This is a genomic window from Serratia sp. CY38905 (assembly GCF_052168875.1).
Taxonomy (GTDB): domain Bacteria; phylum Pseudomonadota; class Gammaproteobacteria; order Enterobacterales; family Enterobacteriaceae; genus Serratia; species Serratia sarumanii.
The window spans coordinates 210,171-227,324 of the sequence record NZ_JBJNLV010000002.1; the positions used below are offsets into that span (position 1 = coordinate 210,171).

Sequence of the window (17,154 nt, forward strand, 5' to 3'; positions counted from 1 at the left end):
GCACGCTCGTCGTGGCTTTTACAGCAGCGGGCTGAAAAAGTAGAACAGGCGCTCGACCAGGCGATGCCAGAACGGCCGCTTCAGCCACTCTTTGGCGTTCAGCAGTTTGGAACGGGCGATGTAATCTTCCTGCACGCAGGCCAAATCGCTGCCGAAGCCGTCATCATCGATCACCAGTGTGATCTCGAAATTCAGCCACAGGCTGCGCATATCCAGATTGACGGTGCCGACCAGGCTGAGTTGCCCGTCCACCAGCACGCTCTTGGTATGCAGCAGGCCGCCTTCGAACTGATAGATCCTGACGCCGGCCTCCAGCAGCTCGGAGAAGAACGCGCGGCTGGCCCAGCGCACCATCATCGAATCGTTGTCGCGCGGCACGATGATGCTGACCTCGACGCCGCGCAGGGCGGCGGTGCAGATGGCGTGCAGCAGATCGTCGCTCGGCACGAAGTACGGCGTGGTCATGATCAGCTGCTCGCGCGCGGAATAGACCGCGGTCAGCAGCGCCTGGTGGATCATCTCCTCGGGGAAGCCGGGGCCGGAGGCGATCACCTGAATGGTGTGGCCGCTCTCCTGTTCGAACGGCATGATGTTGACGTCCGGCGGCGGCGGCAGAATGCGCTTGCCGGTTTCAATCTCCCAGTCACAGGCATAGACGATGCCCATGGTGGTGGCCACCGGGCCTTCCATGCGCGCCATCAGGTCGATCCACTGGCCGACGCCCGCATCCTGCTTGAAGTAGCGCGGGTCGACCATGTTCATGCTGCCGGTATAGGCGATGTAGTTGTCGATCAGCACCACTTTGCGGTGCTGACGCAGATCCATGCGGCGCAGGAACACGCGCAGCAGGTTGACCTTCAGCGCTTCCACCACTTCGATGCCGGCATTGCGCATCATCGCCGGGTAGGGGCTGCGGAAAAATTGCAGGCTGCCGGCGGAGTCGAGCATCAGGCGGCAGTGTACGCCGCGCCGCGCGGCGGCCATCAACGATTCGGCCACCTGATCGACCAGGCCGCCGGGCTGCCAGATATAGAACACCATTTCGATGTTGTGGCGCGCCAGCTCGATGTCGCGGATCAGCGCTTTCAGCGTGTCGTCGGTGGTGGTGAGCAGCTGCAGCTGGTTGCCCTTGACGCCGTCAATGCCCTGGCGGCGGTTGCACAGTTGGAACAGCGGTTCGGCGACTTCGCTGTATTCGGTGGCGAAGATGCGGCGGCTCTCTTTCAGCTCCTTCAGCCAGCGCGCGGTCGACGGCCACATGGCCTTGGCGCGCTCGGCCCGGCGCTTGCCCAGATGCAGCTCGCCGAACGATAAATAGGCCACGATGCCGAACAGCGGCAGAATATAGATAACCAGCAGCCAGGCCATGGCAGAGGGAACCGCACGGCGTTTCATTAAAATGCGCATCGTCACGCCTGCGATCAGCAGCCAGTAGCCGAACACCATGAGCCAACTGATTACGGTATAAAATGTTGTCATAAAGGCGAAAAATCCCGTTCGCAAACCACCAATGATGAGTGTACGCACAGATCGGGCAAGGCGAAACCTTTTATCGGCGCTTATGTTACATAAATATGATGAAGTTAAGGCACTTGCTGAAAATGAAAGGGCGGCTTTTGCCCGCGCGGCGTCCGCTGTGCCGCCGATAACGGCGGCTTGGATCACGGGCGGAAAGGGCTATAATGCCCGCGGTTGGCATTAGACGAACGAGTGACGGAATTATGAGACGCAGTAGAAATGAAGTGGGCCGCTGGCGCATGTTGCGGCAGAGCCAACGCCGCCGGCATCGTTGGCTGGAGCGCCAGTCGTGCAGCAATCGCCATATCATCCGGGTGCGGCGCCGCCTGGACGATCAGCATCGGCGCGCGCTGCTGTTTGCGGTATCCTGCGAGTGGTAAAACGAAAACAGTCCCGTAAGGGACTGTTTTGTTATGGCGCCAGGGTTATTTGCCCAGATAGGCGTTGAGCATCCAGACCTGTTTTTCCTGCTCTTTGATGTAATCGCTCATCAGCGACGCGGTGCCTTCGTCGCCGGCGTCCGCCGCCACCGTCAGCAGTTCACGCTGCTGTTGCAGCAAGATTGAATACCCTTCCAACAGGCCGCGCAGCGTGCCCTTATCATCGGTCACGTTGGTGTGTTCCTTGATGTCGGCGGTTTTCAGATAGTCGCTGAAAGCGTGACGCGGCTGCGAGCCCAGCGTCAGAATACGTTCCGCCAGCTCGTCCACCTTGGTCAGCAGATCGTTATATGTCTCTTCGAACTTCGCGTGCAGTTCAAAGAACTGCGGGCCGGTAATGTTCCAATGATAGCCGCGCACGTTCATATACAGCACCTGATAGTTCGCCAACAGCGCGTTCAGCGCTTCGGCGAGTTTTGCCGATTGTTTACTGTCGAGGCCGATATGGGTTTTCGCTGCTTTCTTTGCCGTTGCCATAATAATCTTCTCCTGATTATCTGTTCCGATAGTAGACAGAATCAATTTCCATAGGGGATACAGTAACCGGATTTATCGCAGGGTTAAACACGATAACAGGCATTATTGCCATCGTTCAAACCGATGACGACAAATCCGTCGAGCAAATTGCCGAATCAGTTTACGCAGGTTCCGCCGGCGAAAAAAGCCGCTTTTATCGGTTACTTGCGCAGCGCCAGTTTTACCGCCCCGGCGCCCAGCGCCATTAACAGCGCGGCGGCGATCAGTACCGTAATAAACGCGCGATCAAAGGCCAGACGCGCCAGCTGCGTCAGCTGCTGCGCGCGATCGGCCGCCATCCCGGCCGCCAGGCGCAGGGCTTCGTCGATGCTGTCGTATGCCAGCGGGTTGACCGGCAGCTCCGCCGGCAGCGCCAGGCTATGGCTGTAAACCGCCGTCATCAACCCGCCGAGCAGCGTCACGCCCAGCACGCCGCCCAGCTCGTAGGAGACGTCCTCGATCGACGCCGCCATGCCGGATTTTTCCTCCGGCGCGTTCAGCATGATGGCGGTGGAAGCGGCGGTGATCACGCCGCCGAGGCCAAAGCCCACCAGCGCCAGGCTGACCAATTGCAATGCCATGCCGCTCTGGTATAACGCGGCAAGACCGGCGATGCCGAGAGTGGTCAGGACAAAACCGCCGAGGATGATGCTGCGTTCGCCGTAGCGCGGCAACAGCAGGCCGGCTACGGGCCCCGCCAGCGCCGAGGCCAGCGGGATCGGCAAAATAAACAGCGCCGCCTGCAGCGGGCTGAGGCCGAGCACCAGCTGTAGGCGTTGGCTGAGCACCAGTTCGATGCCGATCAGCGCCACCATCGACAACAGCGCCACGCCGATGCCGCCGGCGAACAGCCGGTTGCGGAACAGAGAGAAATCGATCATCGGGTGGGCGCTGCGCTGCTGGCGTCGCACGAACAGGGCCAGGAACAACACGCCGATCAGGGCTGCCACAAGCAAGGCACTCACATCAGGCGTCGGCTTGCTCAGCTCCTTCAGCGCATAGATAGCGCCGACCAGGCCAATCATGATCTGCACCGAGCCGACGATGTCCGAAGGGCGCGGGTTATCGCCACCGCAGCGCGGGATCAGTTTCCACGCCAGCGGCCAGACCAGCAGCACGACCGGCACATTGATCAGGAACACCGAACCCCACCAGAAATACTCCAGCAGCAGGCCGCCGACCACCGGGCCGATGGCCGCGCCGCCGGAGGCCACCGAGGCCCAGATGCCGATCGCCAGCGCGCGTTCGCGTTCGTCGGTAAAGACGTGGCGCACGATGGACAGCGTGGCGGGCATCATCATCGCCGCGCCAACGGCGAGGAACACCCGGGCGGCGATCAGCCACTCGGCGGTGGGCGAGAACGCGGCGCACAGCGACGCGACGGCAAACACCGGCAGTCCGGCGAGAAACAGCCGTTTATGGCCGATGCGATCGCTCAGCATGCCGGCGCCGGGCAACAGGCCGGCCACCACCAGCGGGTAGGCGTTGACGATCCAGAGTTTTTGCGAAGCGCTGGCGTCCAGCGCCTGGGTTAAGCGCGGCAGGGCGGTATATAACACCGTCATATCGATGACGATCAGGAACAGGGCGCTGGCGACCATCGTCAGGATCAACCAGCGGTTCTTGGCGTACATAAGTCATAATCCAGTTAAAGTGGGCCGCGCGGAGGCGCCGCCATTCGGGTAACCCACCGGCGATGCCGGGTGGTATACTGGTGATAATATATATCCATACGTTCGTATTGAAAAGAAGGGTTTCTTAATGGGACGTCAACGCAGCATCGATCGCGACAAGGTTTTGGACATCGCAGAAGAAATCGTCGCCACCCAGGGCGCCGCCGGCTTGACCATCGACGCCGTCGCCAAAGCGATGGGGATCTCCAAGGGCGGGGTGCAGTATTGCTTTGGCAGCAAAGACGCCCTGATTGATGCCATGTTCGATCGCTGGGGCAGTGCCTATGAAACGCTGTTCACGGCTATCGCCGGCGACGATCCTTCACCGCAGACCGCTGTGCGGGCGCATATGCTGGCCACCCACAGTTCGGATCAGACCGCCAGCGCCAAGGCCGCCGGGCTGATGGCGACGCTGATTCAAACGCCGGAGCATCTGGCGAGCACGCGCGAATGGTATCGCAGCCGCATCGCCGGACTCGATTTGGCCACCGAAGAGGGCAAGCGCGCGCGCCTGGCGTTTCTCGCCACCGAAGGCGCCTTTATGCTGCGTTACTTTGGTTTGATGGATATCGACCAGGCGGAATGGGAAACGATGTTCGCCGATATGCAGGCGTTGATTTTAACTGAGGATGCCTATCGCACTGATAGCTAGTAAAGCCCGCAGTGAAGGGCGTATGGTTATCGAACAAGATATTCCCTCGAAGAACTTTTAAGCCAGCCACTCCGTGCTGGCTTTTTTTTGTTTGCAGGCAAGCGCCCAAGCGGTGCCCCCCTGGAGGCAGGGGGCGGGGGGATTATTTACGGGCGTCCAACAGCGATTGGGCGTTCTCTGCGGTGACGACGGTCCACGGAATGTAATAATGCTTCTGCGTGCCGCCTTCCCATTTCAGATCCTTGGCGTACTGTTTCCAGATATCCGACTGCGGCTGATAGCTTTCACCTTTCACGGCGCGCAGCGCGACGTCGATGGACCCCTGCATCTGGCCTTTGGCATCTTGCAGGATAGAGACCATTTCACCGGCCTGCACCGCATGAATCGCGTCGGAAACGCCGTCAACGCCGGCAATCGCGAAGTCCTTCACATTCAGGCCGGCGCCTTTAATCGCCTCGATAGCGCCCAGCGCCATCTCGTCGTTTTGGCCAATCACGCCGTTGATTTTGCCCCGATGTTTCTGCAGCCAGTTTTCCATCAGCGGCTGCGCTTCCGCGCGTGACCAGTTGGCCGTTTTGCGTTCAAGTACGGTGACCTGGCCGGCGCCGCACTCGGCTATCGCTTTATCATTGCCCTTGCCGCGCTGGATCTCGCCGCTGCCGCCTTTCGGGCCTTCGATAATCACCACGTTCACCTTATGGTTCTTGCAGTCGAGTTTGTCCAGTACGGCTTTGGCTTCCAGATATCCCCCCAACTCGTCATTAGACACCACTTCAGACGTCATCGCGTCCGTGTTCAGGCGCGCATTGGTGACCACCACCGGGATTTTGGCCTCGTTGGCATTGGTGACGATATCGATATTGGCCTCAAAATCCATAGGGTTGACGATAATGGCATCGGCGCGCGTCTGGATAGCGGTGGCGGCCTGATCGTTTTGCACCGATGCATCATAACGCCCATCGTAGAAGGTCAGCACGGCTTCGCCGCTTTTCACCGCCGGGTGTTCCTTCCCGAACCTTTCCATCAATTGCACGAACTCGGCTTTGTTGCCGTACATCAATACCGCGATTTTAACCGGGGCGGCCTGGGCTGCCGACAGGCTGCCCAGCATCAGGGCAGAGGCAAACAACGCTATCTTGGTCTTATTCATGGTTTTCTCCTGGTAGAGTTGGGTCTGATGTTATTAATCGCGCTGTTGCTTACGCGAGGGGTCGAGCAATACGGCAAGGACGATCAATGCGCCTTTGATAATTTGTTGGTAATACGACTGCACGCCGAGCAGATCGAGGCCGTTATTCATCACCCCGATAATCAGCACGCCGAAGAAGGTGCCGACCAGCGTACCGACGCCGCCGGCCATGCTGGTGCCGCCGATCACCACCGCCGCGATGGCGTCCAGCTCATACCCTGCGCCGGCATTGGTCTGCGCCGAACCGGTGCGCGCCGTGAGGATCAGGCCGGCGATGCCGGCCAGCGCGCCGCACAGCGTATACACCAGTATTTTGATGCGGGTCACGTTGATCCCCGAGGTGCGCGCGCTCTTCGGGTTGCCGCCGACGGCGTAGATGTAGCGCCCGAAGAGGGTTTTATTCAGCACGAGCCAGGCGAGGGCGAACAGCACGATGAAGATGATGACGGGCACCGGAACGCCGCCGACATAGCCATTGCCTAACCAGCGGAAATCGCTGTTCAATTGCGATACCGGATTGCCGTTGGTGGTCAGCATGGTTAAACCGCGCGCCGCGGAGAGCATGCCCATGGTGACGATAAACGGCTGCAGCCGATAACGGGCTAACACGGTGCCGTTCATCAGGCCGCAGACGATGCCGATGCCCAGCGCCACAATCAGCGGCGCCATGACGGCGGTCGCGGTGTCGCCGATAGCCAATCCGCTGTTGTTGGTGGCAAAGCGGGCGGCGACGATCCCGCTTAACGCCAGCACCGAGCCCACGGAGAGATCGACGCCTGCCGTGATAATGACGAAGGTCATGCCGATCGCCAGAATGCCGTTGATCGAGACCTGGCGCAGGACGATCAGGGTGTTTTCATTGCTGAGAAAATAGTTGCTGCTCCAGGCCCCCTGAGCGACCTGATATTCGCCAATCAGCGCCACGATCAGGCACAGGGCGAAAAAGGCGATGATAATGCCGTATTTGTGCATACGGCGCTTATTGCGGGTGAAAAATGAAATTCCTGGTGATAAGGAGTGGGCGCTGCTCATTTTTTTTCTCTCTCTGTTAAACCGCAAGTTTCATCAGTGCTGCCTGGGTCGCATCGGCTGCCGAAAGCTCGCCGGCCAACTGCCCGTCACGAAACACCAATATGCGATCGCTCATGCCGATAATTTCCGAAAGCTCGGAGGAAACCATAATGATCCCTTTGTTTTGCAAGGCGAACTCCGACATAAATCGATAGATCTCTTTCTTGGCCCCGACGTCGATACCGCGCGTCGGCTCGTCGAGCAGCAAAACTTCCGGATCCAGCAGCGCCCAACGGCCCAGCACGACTTTTTGCTGGTTGCCGCCGCTCAGGTTGCCCACCGGCTGTTCGCCGTCGTGGGTTTTAACGTTGAAGCGCTGGATCATGTCGCGGGTTCGCGCCTGCTCCCGTTTCTCGCTGACAAACCCCATCCGGCTGATGGCGGCAAAAGAGGCGATATTGATGTTTTCACTGACGGAACGGCACAGCACCAGGCCGGTTTCCTTGCGATCTTCCGTCACGTAGGCAATACCGCTGTCGATGGCCTCGCGCGGAGAGTGGCGGTTCAGCGTCTTGTCGCCCAGGCGAATCGTGCCGCTGTCGGCATGCTGAATGCCGAAGATAAGATCGAGAAATTCACTGCGGCCCGATCCCACCAGCCCATAGATGCCCAGGATCTCACCGTGCTTCAGCTGCAGGCTGATATCTTTTATCTTGCTGCGCCAACACAGGTTATTGACCGCCAGCAAGACCTGTTCGCCGGGCTGATTGAATTTGGCGAACTCGCTGTCGTACTCGCCGCCAATAATGTGTTCGATCAGCTGTTCACGGGTAATGTCGGCGATATAGCCTTCATGGATATAGGCGCCGTCGCGGAAAATGGTGTAGCTGTCCGCGATTTGGAATATCTCTGACAAACGGTGAGAGACGTAAATAATGCCTTTACCTTTTGCCGCCAGTTGCTGAAGCGTCTGAAAGATTTTCTGCGCATCCTCTTCGCCAATCGCCGAAGTGGGTTCATCCATGATGATGATGTCGGCATTGGCATGCGACAGCGCCTTGGCGATCTCGACCAGCTGCTGTTCGGCGACGCTCAGGTTGCGCATTTTTTCTCGGGCGTCGATCTTGAAATCGAGTTCTTTGAGCAGGCTGGTCGTGCGCTGGTTGAGCGTTGCGAAATCGACGAACCCCAGGCGTCTCGGCTCGCGGCCCAGCCAAATGTTTTCGGCCACCGTCAGATCCGGGATCGCGCTCAGCTCCTGCTGCACGATGGCGATGCCGGCATTGAGGGCTTCCCGCGGATGATGAAATTCGCAGCGTTGGCCATTGATAAAAATGTCGCCGCCGTCGGGTTGAATAAAGCCCATCAGAATGCTGAGAAAGGTGGATTTACCCGCGCCGTTGCCGCCGCACAGGGCATGGATGGATCCGCGCCGCAGGCAAAACTCCGCATTCTTGAGCGCCACGACCGGGCCGAAGGCTTTCCTGACGCCGCTGACCTCCAGCAGGTAGGCGGGCGCTGGCGTATGGGGATCTCGCGTCACAGTTGCACCTCCGGATAGGTCTGCTGCAAGCGTTGCAGGTAGCGTTGATAAAGCGTCTCGTATTGCGCCTGCCTGCCGGCGTTTGGCGGCGTGCGCGTGGCCTCATCCAGCGCAACGAAGCGTTGGCACAGTTCGGCCAGCAATGCGACGGCGTTCCGGCGCGGATCGTCGGCCAACATCGTCGCCCACATCGCCTGAATGGCGCCGCCCAGCGCCGCGGTCTCTTTGGCTTTCAGACAGACCACCGGGCATCCCATTACGTCCGCGACGATTTGTCGCCAGGCGGCGCTGCGGGCGCCGCCGCCGGTGAGGCGGATTTCGCGCGCTTCGATGCCCTGACGGCGAAACAGCTCGATGCCATAGCGCAACCCATACGTGGCGCTTTCGACCACCGCCAGGCAGAGATTGGCGCGGGTAAAGTTGTCGCTATCGAGGTTATGCAGGCTGGCGCGCGCGTGGGGCAATGGCGGAACGCGTTCGCCATTGAAGAACGGCAGCATCTCGACACCGCCTGCGCCGGGCGAAGCCTGCGCCAGCAAAGCGTTAAAGCCGGCAAGATCTTGGTCCAGCAGCGTTTGTACCGCGGTGGTGGCCGAGGTGACATTCATGGTGCAAATCAATGGCAGCCACCCGTTGGTGCTGGAGCAGAAGCCGGCAATCATGTCCGATTCCGCCGTGACGGGGGCGGCGGACCAGGCGAACAGCGTGCCGGAGGTGCCCAGGCTCAGGGTGAGGGTGCCGGCCTCGATGTTGCCGGAACCGATGGCCGCCATCATGTTGTCGCCGCCGCCGGTCGAGACCCGCACTGCCGGGCCGAGGCCGAGTTTTTCCGCCGCGGCGGGGCGCACCGTGCCGATGCAGCACTCCGCGCTTTTGAGCGGCGGCAGGGCTTGCCACAGGCGGCCGCTGTCGTCGATGAGATCGACGGCGGTTTTGCTCCAGCGACGGGTGCGCACATCGAACAACCCGGTGCCGGAAGCGTCGCCATATTCCGCTACGCGCTCCCCGGTCAGCCAGAAGTTCAAGTAGTCATGGGGCAACAACACGGTATGCAGTTGTGCCCACAGCGCCGGATGGTGCGTCTTGAACCAAAGGATTTTTGACGCGGTATAACCGGTGGCGATCCGCAGGCCAAGCGTTTCCAGCGAGCCGTTGGCTCCGCCGAGCTGTTGCAGGAGCCGTTCGTTTTCTTCTGCGGTTTCGGTATCGCACCACAGCTTGACGCTGTGCAGCACGTTGCCGTCTGCGTCCAGCGGCACAAACCCATGTTGTTGGCCCGAGACCCCCAGAGCGTGAATCTCCCGTGCATCAACGCCGGCGTGAGTCACGGCTTGGCGAAAAGCGATGACTAGCGCCTCAATCCACCAGTCGGCCTCCTGTTCGCGCCGGCCATTGGCTTGGCTGATGAGACGGTGAGGGGCGTTACCCTCACCGAGGATCACGCCCTGTGTGCTGTCGACAATCACGACTTTCGTGCCTTGCGTACCGCAGTCTATGCCAGCATAGAGCGCCATAGGATCACTCCATCTCCAGCATGATTTTGATGTCTGAGGCATGTCCCGCCGCCGCGCGCTCGAAGGCCGCCACGCTGTCGGAGAACTTGTAGGTTTGGCTTATCAACGGCTGGACGCGCAGCTTGCCGCTGCTCAACAGCCGCAGCGTGCGCGGGTACATGTTGGCGTAGCGGAAAATGGTCTTGAAGGTAATTTCCTTGGCCTGCGCGGCGACGATATCCAGCGGCGCGGCATCGATCGGCATGCCGACCAGCACGGCGGTCGCCCCGGGCGCCGCATGTTCGGCCAGCGTAGCGATAGCCGGTTTCGCGCCGCTGCATTCAAACACGACATCGGCGCCATTGCCGCTGGTGAGGGCGGCCACTTTCCCCGCCAGGTCGCCGGTTTTGATATTGACGGCGTGCAGCCCCTCGTAACTGGCCGCCACGGCGAGTTTTTCGTCGAACAGATCGCAAATAATGACGTCCGAGCAGCCGCCCGCCAGCGCCGCGAGGGCGGTGACCACGCCGATCGGCCCGGCGCCGATCACCAGCGCGATATCGCCGGGTTTGATCCCGGCTTTGGTGGCCGCTTGCATGCCGATGGCTAAGGGTTCCACCATGGCGCCTTCAGCGAAACTGACGTTGTCCGGCAATTTGAACGTGAAGGCGGCAGGGTGGATGACGGTTTCGCGCAGGCAACCGTGTACCGGCGGCGTCGCCCAGAAGCGAACGGCCGGGTCAAGGTTGTAAATACCGGCGCGCGTCTGCGCCGAGTTGAGATCGGGAATGCCGGGCTCCATGCAAACGCGATCGCCGATGCTGAGGTGAGTGACGTTTTTACCTGTCGCGAGCACCACGCCGGAGGCTTCATGGCCGAGCACCATCGGGGCGTTAACCACGAACGGGCCAATGCGGCCATGTTGGTAATAGTGCACATCACTGCCGCAGATGCCCACGGAATGAATTTTTATCTGCACATCATCGGGGCCCAGCGTTTCGGCAAGCTGGACGTCCTCGATAGCGATTTCCCCCGCTTTGGCCAACACTAATGCTTTCATATTGCCTCCTGGTGAATCATTTTTATGGTAACGGTATCATTTCAATGCGGCGATATTGGGCCAAAGCGAGGGGGTAAACTGTGATCGATGTTGGAATTACTCGACGAGAGTTAATTTTGCTGGTGGGTTGTTATTCAATATGGGGATAGCGATCACAAAATCGGCGATGCAATGACGGTTTTAATATCAGCGTGCTGATATCGATACCGTTACTTTGCAGGGGAAATGATGAACAAACGACAAACCGCCATAGCCGCTACGCTGGAATATTTGCGCAAGGCGGACATTATTCTGACTGAAGAAGAACAGCAACGTATTGAAATTGCGACGTTTGGCCTGGCCGACTATCCCGCCTCAGGGCTGCAACTGCTGACCTATGTCAACTCGCCTCGCTATTGTGCGAAAGAGTTGGTGCTGTTTCCAGAGCAGACTTGCCCGGAACATTTGCATCCTCCTTTCGCCGGCACGCCGGGCAAGCAAGAGACGTTTCGCTGCCGTTGGGGCGAGGTGTTTCTGTTTGTCGATGATGAAAACCTGACGCTTAATGACGCCGGCGGTGAACCGGTATGCCGGGTGCCAGAGGGCGCGGAGCCTTGGTATACCTGCAATCGCTATATCCTCTTGCGGCCGGGCGAGCAATACACCATCGCGCCCAATACCCGGCACTGGTTTCAGGCTGGAAAGCGGGGGGCGGTGGTGTCCGAGTTCTCTTCCGAGAGCCGTGACGAGCTGGATATCTTTACCGATCCCCGGATTAACCGCCTGGCGGGCGTAAACCATTAGCGCCACGATGAAAGTTCTGTCATGATGTTGTTAATGGTACAAAATGATACTCAAAGCTAAGGAGCTGCATTTGGCAGTGGGTCGAGGACGGAAAGCGACGCTGGCTAGCGTGGCCGCACAGGCAAACGTCAGTAAAATCACCGCGTCGCGGGCATTTTCACAGCCGGACAAGGTTCATCCGGAAACGCTGCGCCGCATTCGGGAGACCGCTGCCGAGCTCGGCTATGTGGTCAATGCCGCGGCGCGTAACCTGCGGGCAAAAAGCAGCAGAACCATCGGCATCGTCAACCCTGATATGGCCAACCCGTTCTTTGGCGGCCTGACGCGGCTGATGACGCTTGAAGCGCAAAAAATGGGGTATGACACCCTGGTGTTCGACTCCTATGAGTCTCAGGAAAGCGAAGACAGAATCATCGACAAGCTGATTGGCTACAACGTCGATGCGATCATTCTCTCGGTCATTTCCAACGATCATCTGTACCAGCCCTCCTATCTAAAACGGTTGGAAACCTTGAATATTCCGGTGGTGCTGATCGACCGGGAGCTGGACAATCGCCACTGCAGCGGGGTGTATATCGATAACCTGGACTGCGGCCTCCAGGCGGGGCGCTGGCTGCTGGAACAGAAGGCGCAGCGGGTGGTGGTGGTCTCCGGGCCGGAAAACTCCAACGTGGCGCGTGACAGGGTCACTGGCTTACAAGCGGCATTACAAGGCAAGGTGGCGTCGCTTGAAGTGCTGTATGCCGATTTCTTTATGGATGTCGCCTGGCAAGAAACGAGCCGTTGGCTGGCCAATAACCGCGCACCGGACTTTTTCGTCGGCTGCAATAACCAGATCTCCCTGGGCATTATCAAGGCCTGCATTGAACACCGGCTGCCGTTGATGCAGGACGTGTCGCTGTTCAGCATCGATGAGGTATCGCATGCCGAGATCTACGGTTTTCATTTCCCTTGCGTGTCGCACGATTTGCAAGAGATCGCCTGGCAAGCGTTGAATCTGGCGATCCGTCGCATTGCCGACCCCGATATCAAGCCGGGCAAGGTGGTGGTGCGGGGAAAACTCATCGCGTAGCGGCGGCGCCGTTCGCTTTACCCGTCATTTTTCAGCGCGTTGCGCCGTTTACGGCTCATCCCCCCGGCGGGACGGATTAGCAACCACAAACCGCTTCCTGCGGCCGCCGCGCCCAGCAGCATCGGCCAGGAAAGGGGCTCATCGAACATTAACCATGCCCAGCAGAAAGTGACGAAGGGACTGAGAAACAGCAGGCTCGTCACGCGCAGCGCAGAGGTGAGCCTTAGACAAAACCAGTACAGCCCGTAGCCGCCCAGCGTCGCCAGCAGCGCGGTCCAAAGCACGCCGATCACAAAACCCGTCGTCATGGTTGGCAGCAACGGGCCTTCAGCGGCGGCCATCGCGGCGAAAGCCAGTGCTGAAACCGCGCTTTGTATCCCCAGCGCGGCCGGCAAACTCATTGCCTGCGTCTGCGGCAGCCTTTGCTGCCACAGCGTCGCCAGCGCCAGCGACAGCATCCCCGCCAGCGGCAACAAGTAGCTCCACATTGGGGCGTTTCCCCATGAGATGGCGCTGCCGGTCGCCAGTGTTACCCCGCTAACCCCCAATGTTAACCCGAACCAGACGCGGCCATCGGGCAGGCGACGTTGCAACAGCATGCTCAGCAGCGCCGTGCCGAGAGGGAGCAAATCGGCGATGAGCGCGGCCAGCCCGGCCGGCACGCCATATTCAATGCCTTTGCTGACGCCGGTCAGGTAACCGGTCATGGCGAGCAACCCGATCCCGGCGTGAACAGCTACCGTCAGCGGAGATGCGCGCCTTATGGCGCTCAGGCTAAACGGCAGCAGCGCGAACGCGACCACTACGCCGCGCCAGAACGCCACCAGCAACACCGGCGCGTAATCGGCGGCGAAGCGGATGCCGACGAAACCGGAGCTCCAGGCCACGATCAGCAGAACCTCGGCCGCAGCCAGCCAGAGGGCGGCTTTGCCGCAGTGGGAAGAGGGGCGGAATTGTGGCAGGGACATGGTGGTCACCTCCTTTTCCGCCTGATGGTAGTGAGTGGCTATAATTTAATAAATCGAATAATTTTTGTTTAGTTGTTTAACGGAGTTAAATCATGCGGCCGACATTGGATATCGATCTCTTACGCACTTTTCATGCCATTGCGCGTTTGGGGCAATTTCGCGCGGCGGCGGCATTTGTCAATCGCAGCCCCGCCGCCGTGAGCGTGCATATCCAGCGCCTGGAACAGCTGGCGGGCGGGCGCCTGCTGGAGCGTGACAATCAGTCCGTGGCGCTGACGCCGCTGGGAAACAGGCTGCTGGCCTCGACGCTCGGGCTGCTGAACGCCCATGACGATATTTTGCGGGAGCTGCAGGGCGCGCCGCTGAGCGGCCATATCAAATTGGGATTGCCCGATGAGTACGCTTCTCATGTGATACGCCATATTTTGCCGCGGTTTGCCGACAGTTTTCCCGCAGTGGAGCTGGAGGTCTCTACCGCCGCCAGCCAGGCGCTGGCGGAACAAATTGGCCGTAATCGGCTGCATCTTGCGCTGGTGGTTCAACCCTCGGGGAGACAGTGCCAGACACCGCTTGCGGTGACTGCGCCGGTGTGGGCCGGAGGCCGTGCGCTGGCGCTGCAGGCTAACCGGCCGTTGCCGCTGGCGTTGCATGCCGCCGATTGCCCTTATCGCGAAGCGATGCTCGAGACGTTGACGGCCGCGGGGCGGCCATGGCGGGTCATTTTAAGCAGTCCCTCGGCCAGCGTGGTGGCCTCTTGCGTAGAGGCGGGGTTAGCCGTCACGTTGCTCGATCGGGCGCGGCTCTCTGGCGCGATGCGGATACTCGAAGAGTTGCCACCGGTCGCGCCGTATGAGGTGCAGCTGCTGCGCTCTTTTGCCGCCGACGGCGAGCCTGCGACGACGATGCTGGAGAAAGTCATCGGCGAGTATTTTCAGGCCGGTGAACGCATCGCGCAGTAAGCGCGGCCAAACCTGGGAGGGCCGCCTCACATCCTATAGCCCAAACACCGCCGCCGCATTGCGATCCAAAATGGCGTTCACGTCTGCCTTTGACAAACCCGCACGGCGGATGTAGTCCACCGTGGTTTGAAACAGGTCGCCCGGCTGGAACGGGAAATCGGTGCCGAACAGCAGCCGCTCTGCGCCGAAGGTCGCCGCCGCCGCTTGCAACGCGGGCACCTGATCGTGGCCTACCGTGTCGTACCACATGCGCAGAGCGGCGCGGCTCGGCGGTTCCGGCGTATGCGGCGCTTCCCATGCGACGGTTTGGTCGAGACGCTCCAGCGTCATCGGCAGCAGGCCGCCCAGGTGCGGCACAATGATTTTCATATCCGGAAAGCGTTGGGGGATGCCGTGGAGAATAAAGTGCATGGCGGCGACCGTATCTTCAATCGGCGCGCCAATCGACCAGGTCAAAGCGTAATCGGCGATCAGCGGCGAGTGTGCGCCGCGGCCGGCGGGATGAATGGCCAGCACGCTGTGGCGGCGATTGAGTTCCTGATAGAGCGGCTCGAACAGCGGGTTGGCAATAGACAGCCCGAGCACCGAGGTGGTGATGCAGGCGCCCAGCATATTGAGCTGGGTAAAGGCCCTTTCAAGCTCGAGCAACGCCGCGTCGATATGCGGCAGCGGCAAAGAAGCGATAGCCCGAAAGCGGGTGGGATAACGCGCTACCAGTTCCGCATATTCATCATTGATCCGGCGCGCGGCATCAACGGCCGCCTGTTCGTCTTCCAGATGCGGCGACAGCGGCGTCGCCGACAGGATTTGCATGTCGATGCCAGCGCTGTCCAGCAGGGCGAAGCGCGCGTCGAGTTCGCGCTCGGTGCGGCCGGCGCCCAGTTGCCGATAGGCGGCGACGTCGTGCACGCCATGCGCTTGCAAAAGATCCAGATACTCTGTGCTCCACAGGTGAGCGTGTACGTCGAGTCGCATCGGTCTATCTCCCGGCTTCGCGGCGATGCCGCGGGTTCAGGAGAGTATAGGCGGGCGACGCGACGCCTCCTGAAGGGAGAGCATTTTTTCTACCGACGGGTTAGGGTGAGAGCACGCATTGATCCGGGAACGGCGCGCGAACGGGCGTTCCCGGTATTGGGGGGCTGGAGATCAGAACACCTGTTTGAACGGTTTCACCGTCACGTCGGCATAGACACCGGCGGCGATATAGGGATCCTGTTGCGCCCAGGCCTGGGCTTGCGCCAGCGACTCGAATTCGGCGATCACCGTCGAACCGGTAAAGCCGGCGGCGCCGGGATCGTTGCTGTCGATGGCCGGGTTAGGGCCGGCGACCACCAGGCGACCGGCGTCGCGCAGCGCCTGCAGGCGCGCCAGGTGTGCCGGACGCACCGCCAGACGATTTTCCAGCGAGTTGGGGACGTCTTGCGCGTAGATCAGATAAAGCATGTTTCACCTTTAAAATCATGGCTATAAAACGGTGCTACCAAGGTAGCGCAAAAGGCGCGACAGGGGAACGGCGTAGGGCGAATTTCCCGGCGGATTGGCGCTTATGCCTTGAAGCCGCTACTTTTTATTCGTATAGTGCGGCGCGCTTAAACTGATATGCCATTGAGGTGAGGACATGACGGAACTGGTAAGGGAAAAACTCGATTTGCCGGCGGGCAAAAGCAAACTGCTGCTGCATTCGTGCTGCGCGCCCTGTTCCGGCGAGGTAATGGAAGCGATCCAGGCCTCCGGGATCGAGTACGCCATTTTCTTCTATAACCCCAATATTCATCCGCAAAAAGAGTATTTGCTGCGCAAGGAAGAGAACATCCGCTTCGCCGAGCAGCACGGGGTGCCGATCATCGATGCCGATTACGATACCGACAACTGGTTCGCCCGCGCCAAAGGGATGGAGAATGAGCCGGAGCGCGGTATCCGCTGCACCATGTGTTTCGACATGCGTTTCGAGCGCACGGCGCTGTATGCGCATGAGCACGGTTACGACACCATCTCCAGCTCGCTCGGCATTTCGCGCTGGAAGAACATGCAGCAGATCACCGACTGCGGCATTCGCGCGGCGGAAAAGTATCCTGACCTGGTGTACTGGGATTACAACTGGCGCAAGAAGGGCGGTTCGTCGCGCATGATAGAGATCAGCAAGCGCGAACGCTTCTATCAGCAGGAATACTGCGGCTGCGTCTATTCGCTGCGCGACACCAACCTGCACCGCAAGGCGCAAGGGCGGCCGCTGATCAAGCTGGGCGTGCTTTACTATGGCGATGAAGAATAACGCTT

Annotated in this window: 17 protein-coding genes; 6 read left to right on the forward strand and 11 right to left on the reverse strand. The window is 60.0% G+C overall.

Annotated features, from left to right (window positions below):
- Positions 1–18: 18 nt before the first annotated feature.
- On the reverse strand, positions 19–1,479 hold the full coding sequence (gene cls / locus ACJ8MK_RS07775; protein WP_033634781.1) for a cardiolipin synthase: 1,461 nt from the start codon (positions 1,477–1,479) through the stop codon (positions 19–21).
- 242 nt (positions 1,480–1,721) lie between these two features.
- Between cls and ACJ8MK_RS07780 the strand changes: the two genes are divergently transcribed.
- Positions 1,722–1,898, forward strand: coding sequence for a YciY family protein (locus ACJ8MK_RS07780; protein WP_025159792.1), 177 nt, complete (start codon positions 1,722–1,724; stop codon positions 1,896–1,898).
- A gap of 45 nt (positions 1,899–1,943) precedes the next feature.
- Here the strand turns inward: ACJ8MK_RS07780 and ACJ8MK_RS07785 are convergent, their stop codons facing one another.
- Together ACJ8MK_RS07785 and smfY are read right to left on the reverse strand one after the other, a co-directional pair.
- Positions 1,944–2,435: a Dps family protein gene (locus ACJ8MK_RS07785; RefSeq protein WP_004932132.1), complete on the reverse strand. Its 492-nt coding sequence runs from the start codon at positions 2,433–2,435 to the stop codon at positions 1,944–1,946.
- A 200-nt stretch (positions 2,436–2,635) separates the two neighbouring features.
- Entirely contained in the window at positions 2,636–4,108 is a 1,473-nt protein-coding gene (gene smfY, locus ACJ8MK_RS07790; RefSeq protein WP_033634780.1) for a multidrug efflux MFS transporter SmfY, read from the reverse strand.
- Positions 4,109–4,235: 127 nt separating this feature from the next.
- Between smfY and ACJ8MK_RS07795 the strand changes: the two genes are divergently transcribed.
- Positions 4,236–4,799 (forward strand): TetR/AcrR family transcriptional regulator, encoded by a 564-nt coding sequence (locus ACJ8MK_RS07795; RefSeq protein WP_103798473.1) that lies wholly within the window; start codon positions 4,236–4,238, stop codon positions 4,797–4,799.
- A 142-nt stretch (positions 4,800–4,941) separates the two neighbouring features.
- Here ACJ8MK_RS07795 and ACJ8MK_RS07800 read toward each other — a convergent pair whose 3' ends face one another.
- From ACJ8MK_RS07800 to ACJ8MK_RS07820, 5 genes are all read right to left on the reverse strand, one after another.
- Positions 4,942–5,949 (reverse strand): substrate-binding domain-containing protein, encoded by a 1,008-nt coding sequence (locus tag ACJ8MK_RS07800; RefSeq protein WP_033634778.1) that lies wholly within the window; start codon positions 5,947–5,949, stop codon positions 4,942–4,944.
- Between the two features lie 33 nt (positions 5,950–5,982).
- Positions 5,983–6,960 (reverse strand): ABC transporter permease, encoded by a 978-nt coding sequence (locus ACJ8MK_RS07805; protein WP_369783701.1) that lies wholly within the window; start codon positions 6,958–6,960, stop codon positions 5,983–5,985.
- Between the two features lie 76 nt (positions 6,961–7,036).
- The gene (locus ACJ8MK_RS07810; RefSeq protein WP_049195458.1) at positions 7,037–8,542 is read right to left on the reverse strand and encodes a sugar ABC transporter ATP-binding protein; all 1,506 of its coding nucleotides are present in this window, start codon (positions 8,540–8,542) and stop codon (positions 7,037–7,039) included.
- Positions 8,539–10,056, reverse strand: a complete 1,518-nt coding sequence (gene xylB, locus ACJ8MK_RS07815) for a xylulokinase (RefSeq protein WP_103772333.1) — start codon at positions 10,054–10,056, stop codon at positions 8,539–8,541. The genes ACJ8MK_RS07810 and xylB overlap by 4 nt, the downstream gene beginning before the upstream one ends.
- Positions 10,057–10,060: 4 nt before the next feature.
- Positions 10,061–11,095 (reverse strand): NAD(P)-dependent alcohol dehydrogenase, encoded by a 1,035-nt coding sequence (locus tag ACJ8MK_RS07820; protein WP_033634775.1) that lies wholly within the window; start codon positions 11,093–11,095, stop codon positions 10,061–10,063.
- Positions 11,096–11,323: 228 nt separating this feature from the next.
- On the opposite strand from ACJ8MK_RS07820, the gene ACJ8MK_RS07825 reads away from it, so the two are divergent.
- Positions 11,324–11,878, forward strand: coding sequence for a D-lyxose/D-mannose family sugar isomerase (locus ACJ8MK_RS07825; RefSeq protein ID WP_060706585.1), 555 nt, complete (start codon positions 11,324–11,326; stop codon positions 11,876–11,878).
- Between the two features lie 70 nt (positions 11,879–11,948).
- Positions 11,949–12,950, forward strand: a complete 1,002-nt coding sequence (locus tag ACJ8MK_RS07830) for a LacI family DNA-binding transcriptional regulator (protein ID WP_039565832.1) — start codon at positions 11,949–11,951, stop codon at positions 12,948–12,950.
- A 17-nt stretch (positions 12,951–12,967) separates the two neighbouring features.
- On the opposite strand, the gene ACJ8MK_RS07835 is transcribed toward ACJ8MK_RS07830, so the two are convergent.
- A complete protein-coding gene (locus tag ACJ8MK_RS07835; protein WP_243403108.1) occupies positions 12,968–13,918 on the reverse strand; it encodes a DMT family transporter in 951 nt (316 codons plus the stop codon).
- A gap of 92 nt (positions 13,919–14,010) precedes the next feature.
- On the opposite strand from ACJ8MK_RS07835, the gene ACJ8MK_RS07840 reads away from it, so the two are divergent.
- Positions 14,011–14,877, forward strand: a complete 867-nt coding sequence (locus ACJ8MK_RS07840) for a LysR substrate-binding domain-containing protein (protein ID WP_103798474.1) — start codon at positions 14,011–14,013, stop codon at positions 14,875–14,877.
- A gap of 33 nt (positions 14,878–14,910) precedes the next feature.
- Here ACJ8MK_RS07840 and ACJ8MK_RS07845 read toward each other — a convergent pair whose 3' ends face one another.
- Positions 14,911–15,852, reverse strand: coding sequence for an amidohydrolase family protein (locus ACJ8MK_RS07845; protein ID WP_103798475.1), 942 nt, complete (start codon positions 15,850–15,852; stop codon positions 14,911–14,913).
- A gap of 171 nt (positions 15,853–16,023) precedes the next feature.
- Positions 16,024–16,320, reverse strand: a complete 297-nt coding sequence (locus tag ACJ8MK_RS07850) for a YciI family protein (protein WP_033634770.1) — start codon at positions 16,318–16,320, stop codon at positions 16,024–16,026.
- 175 nt (positions 16,321–16,495) lie between these two features.
- Between ACJ8MK_RS07850 and ACJ8MK_RS07855 the strand changes: the two genes are divergently transcribed.
- Complete coding sequence (locus tag ACJ8MK_RS07855) at positions 16,496–17,149, forward strand: epoxyqueuosine reductase QueH (protein WP_025303057.1); 654 nt, start codon at positions 16,496–16,498, stop codon at positions 17,147–17,149.
- The last annotated feature ends 5 nt before the right edge of the window (positions 17,150–17,154 follow it).

What these genes read in the sequence shown, in the direction of transcription:
- ACJ8MK_RS07835 (WP_243403108.1), bottom strand. Translation starts at nt 13,918, where the DNA reads ATGTCCCTGCCACAATTCCGCCCCTCTTCCCACTGCGGCAAAGCCGCC.
- ACJ8MK_RS07840 (WP_103798474.1), top strand. Translation starts at nt 14,011, where the DNA reads ATGCGGCCGACATTGGATATCGATCTCTTACGCACTTTTCATGCCATT.
- ACJ8MK_RS07785 (WP_004932132.1), bottom strand. Translation starts at nt 2,435, where the DNA reads ATGGCAACGGCAAAGAAAGCAGCGAAAACCCATATCGGCCTCGACAGT.
- ACJ8MK_RS07845 (WP_103798475.1), bottom strand. Translation starts at nt 15,852, where the DNA reads ATGCGACTCGACGTACACGCTCACCTGTGGAGCACAGAGTATCTGGAT.
- xylB (WP_103772333.1), bottom strand. Translation starts at nt 10,056, where the DNA reads ATGGCGCTCTATGCTGGCATAGACTGCGGTACGCAAGGCACGAAAGTC.
- ACJ8MK_RS07850 (WP_033634770.1), bottom strand. Translation starts at nt 16,320, where the DNA reads ATGCTTTATCTGATCTACGCGCAAGACGTCCCCAACTCGCTGGAAAAT.
- smfY (WP_033634780.1), bottom strand. Translation starts at nt 4,108, where the DNA reads ATGTACGCCAAGAACCGCTGGTTGATCCTGACGATGGTCGCCAGCGCC.
- ACJ8MK_RS07780 (WP_025159792.1), top strand. Translation starts at nt 1,722, where the DNA reads ATGAGACGCAGTAGAAATGAAGTGGGCCGCTGGCGCATGTTGCGGCAG.
- ACJ8MK_RS07820 (WP_033634775.1), bottom strand. Translation starts at nt 11,095, where the DNA reads ATGAAAGCATTAGTGTTGGCCAAAGCGGGGGAAATCGCTATCGAGGAC.
- ACJ8MK_RS07805 (WP_369783701.1), bottom strand. Translation starts at nt 6,960, where the DNA reads ATGCACAAATACGGCATTATCATCGCCTTTTTCGCCCTGTGCCTGATC.
- ACJ8MK_RS07855 (WP_025303057.1), top strand. Translation starts at nt 16,496, where the DNA reads ATGACGGAACTGGTAAGGGAAAAACTCGATTTGCCGGCGGGCAAAAGC.
- ACJ8MK_RS07795 (WP_103798473.1), top strand. Translation starts at nt 4,236, where the DNA reads ATGGGACGTCAACGCAGCATCGATCGCGACAAGGTTTTGGACATCGCA.
- ACJ8MK_RS07825 (WP_060706585.1), top strand. Translation starts at nt 11,324, where the DNA reads ATGAACAAACGACAAACCGCCATAGCCGCTACGCTGGAATATTTGCGC.
- ACJ8MK_RS07800 (WP_033634778.1), bottom strand. Translation starts at nt 5,949, where the DNA reads ATGAATAAGACCAAGATAGCGTTGTTTGCCTCTGCCCTGATGCTGGGC.
- cls (WP_033634781.1), bottom strand. Translation starts at nt 1,479, where the DNA reads ATGACAACATTTTATACCGTAATCAGTTGGCTCATGGTGTTCGGCTAC.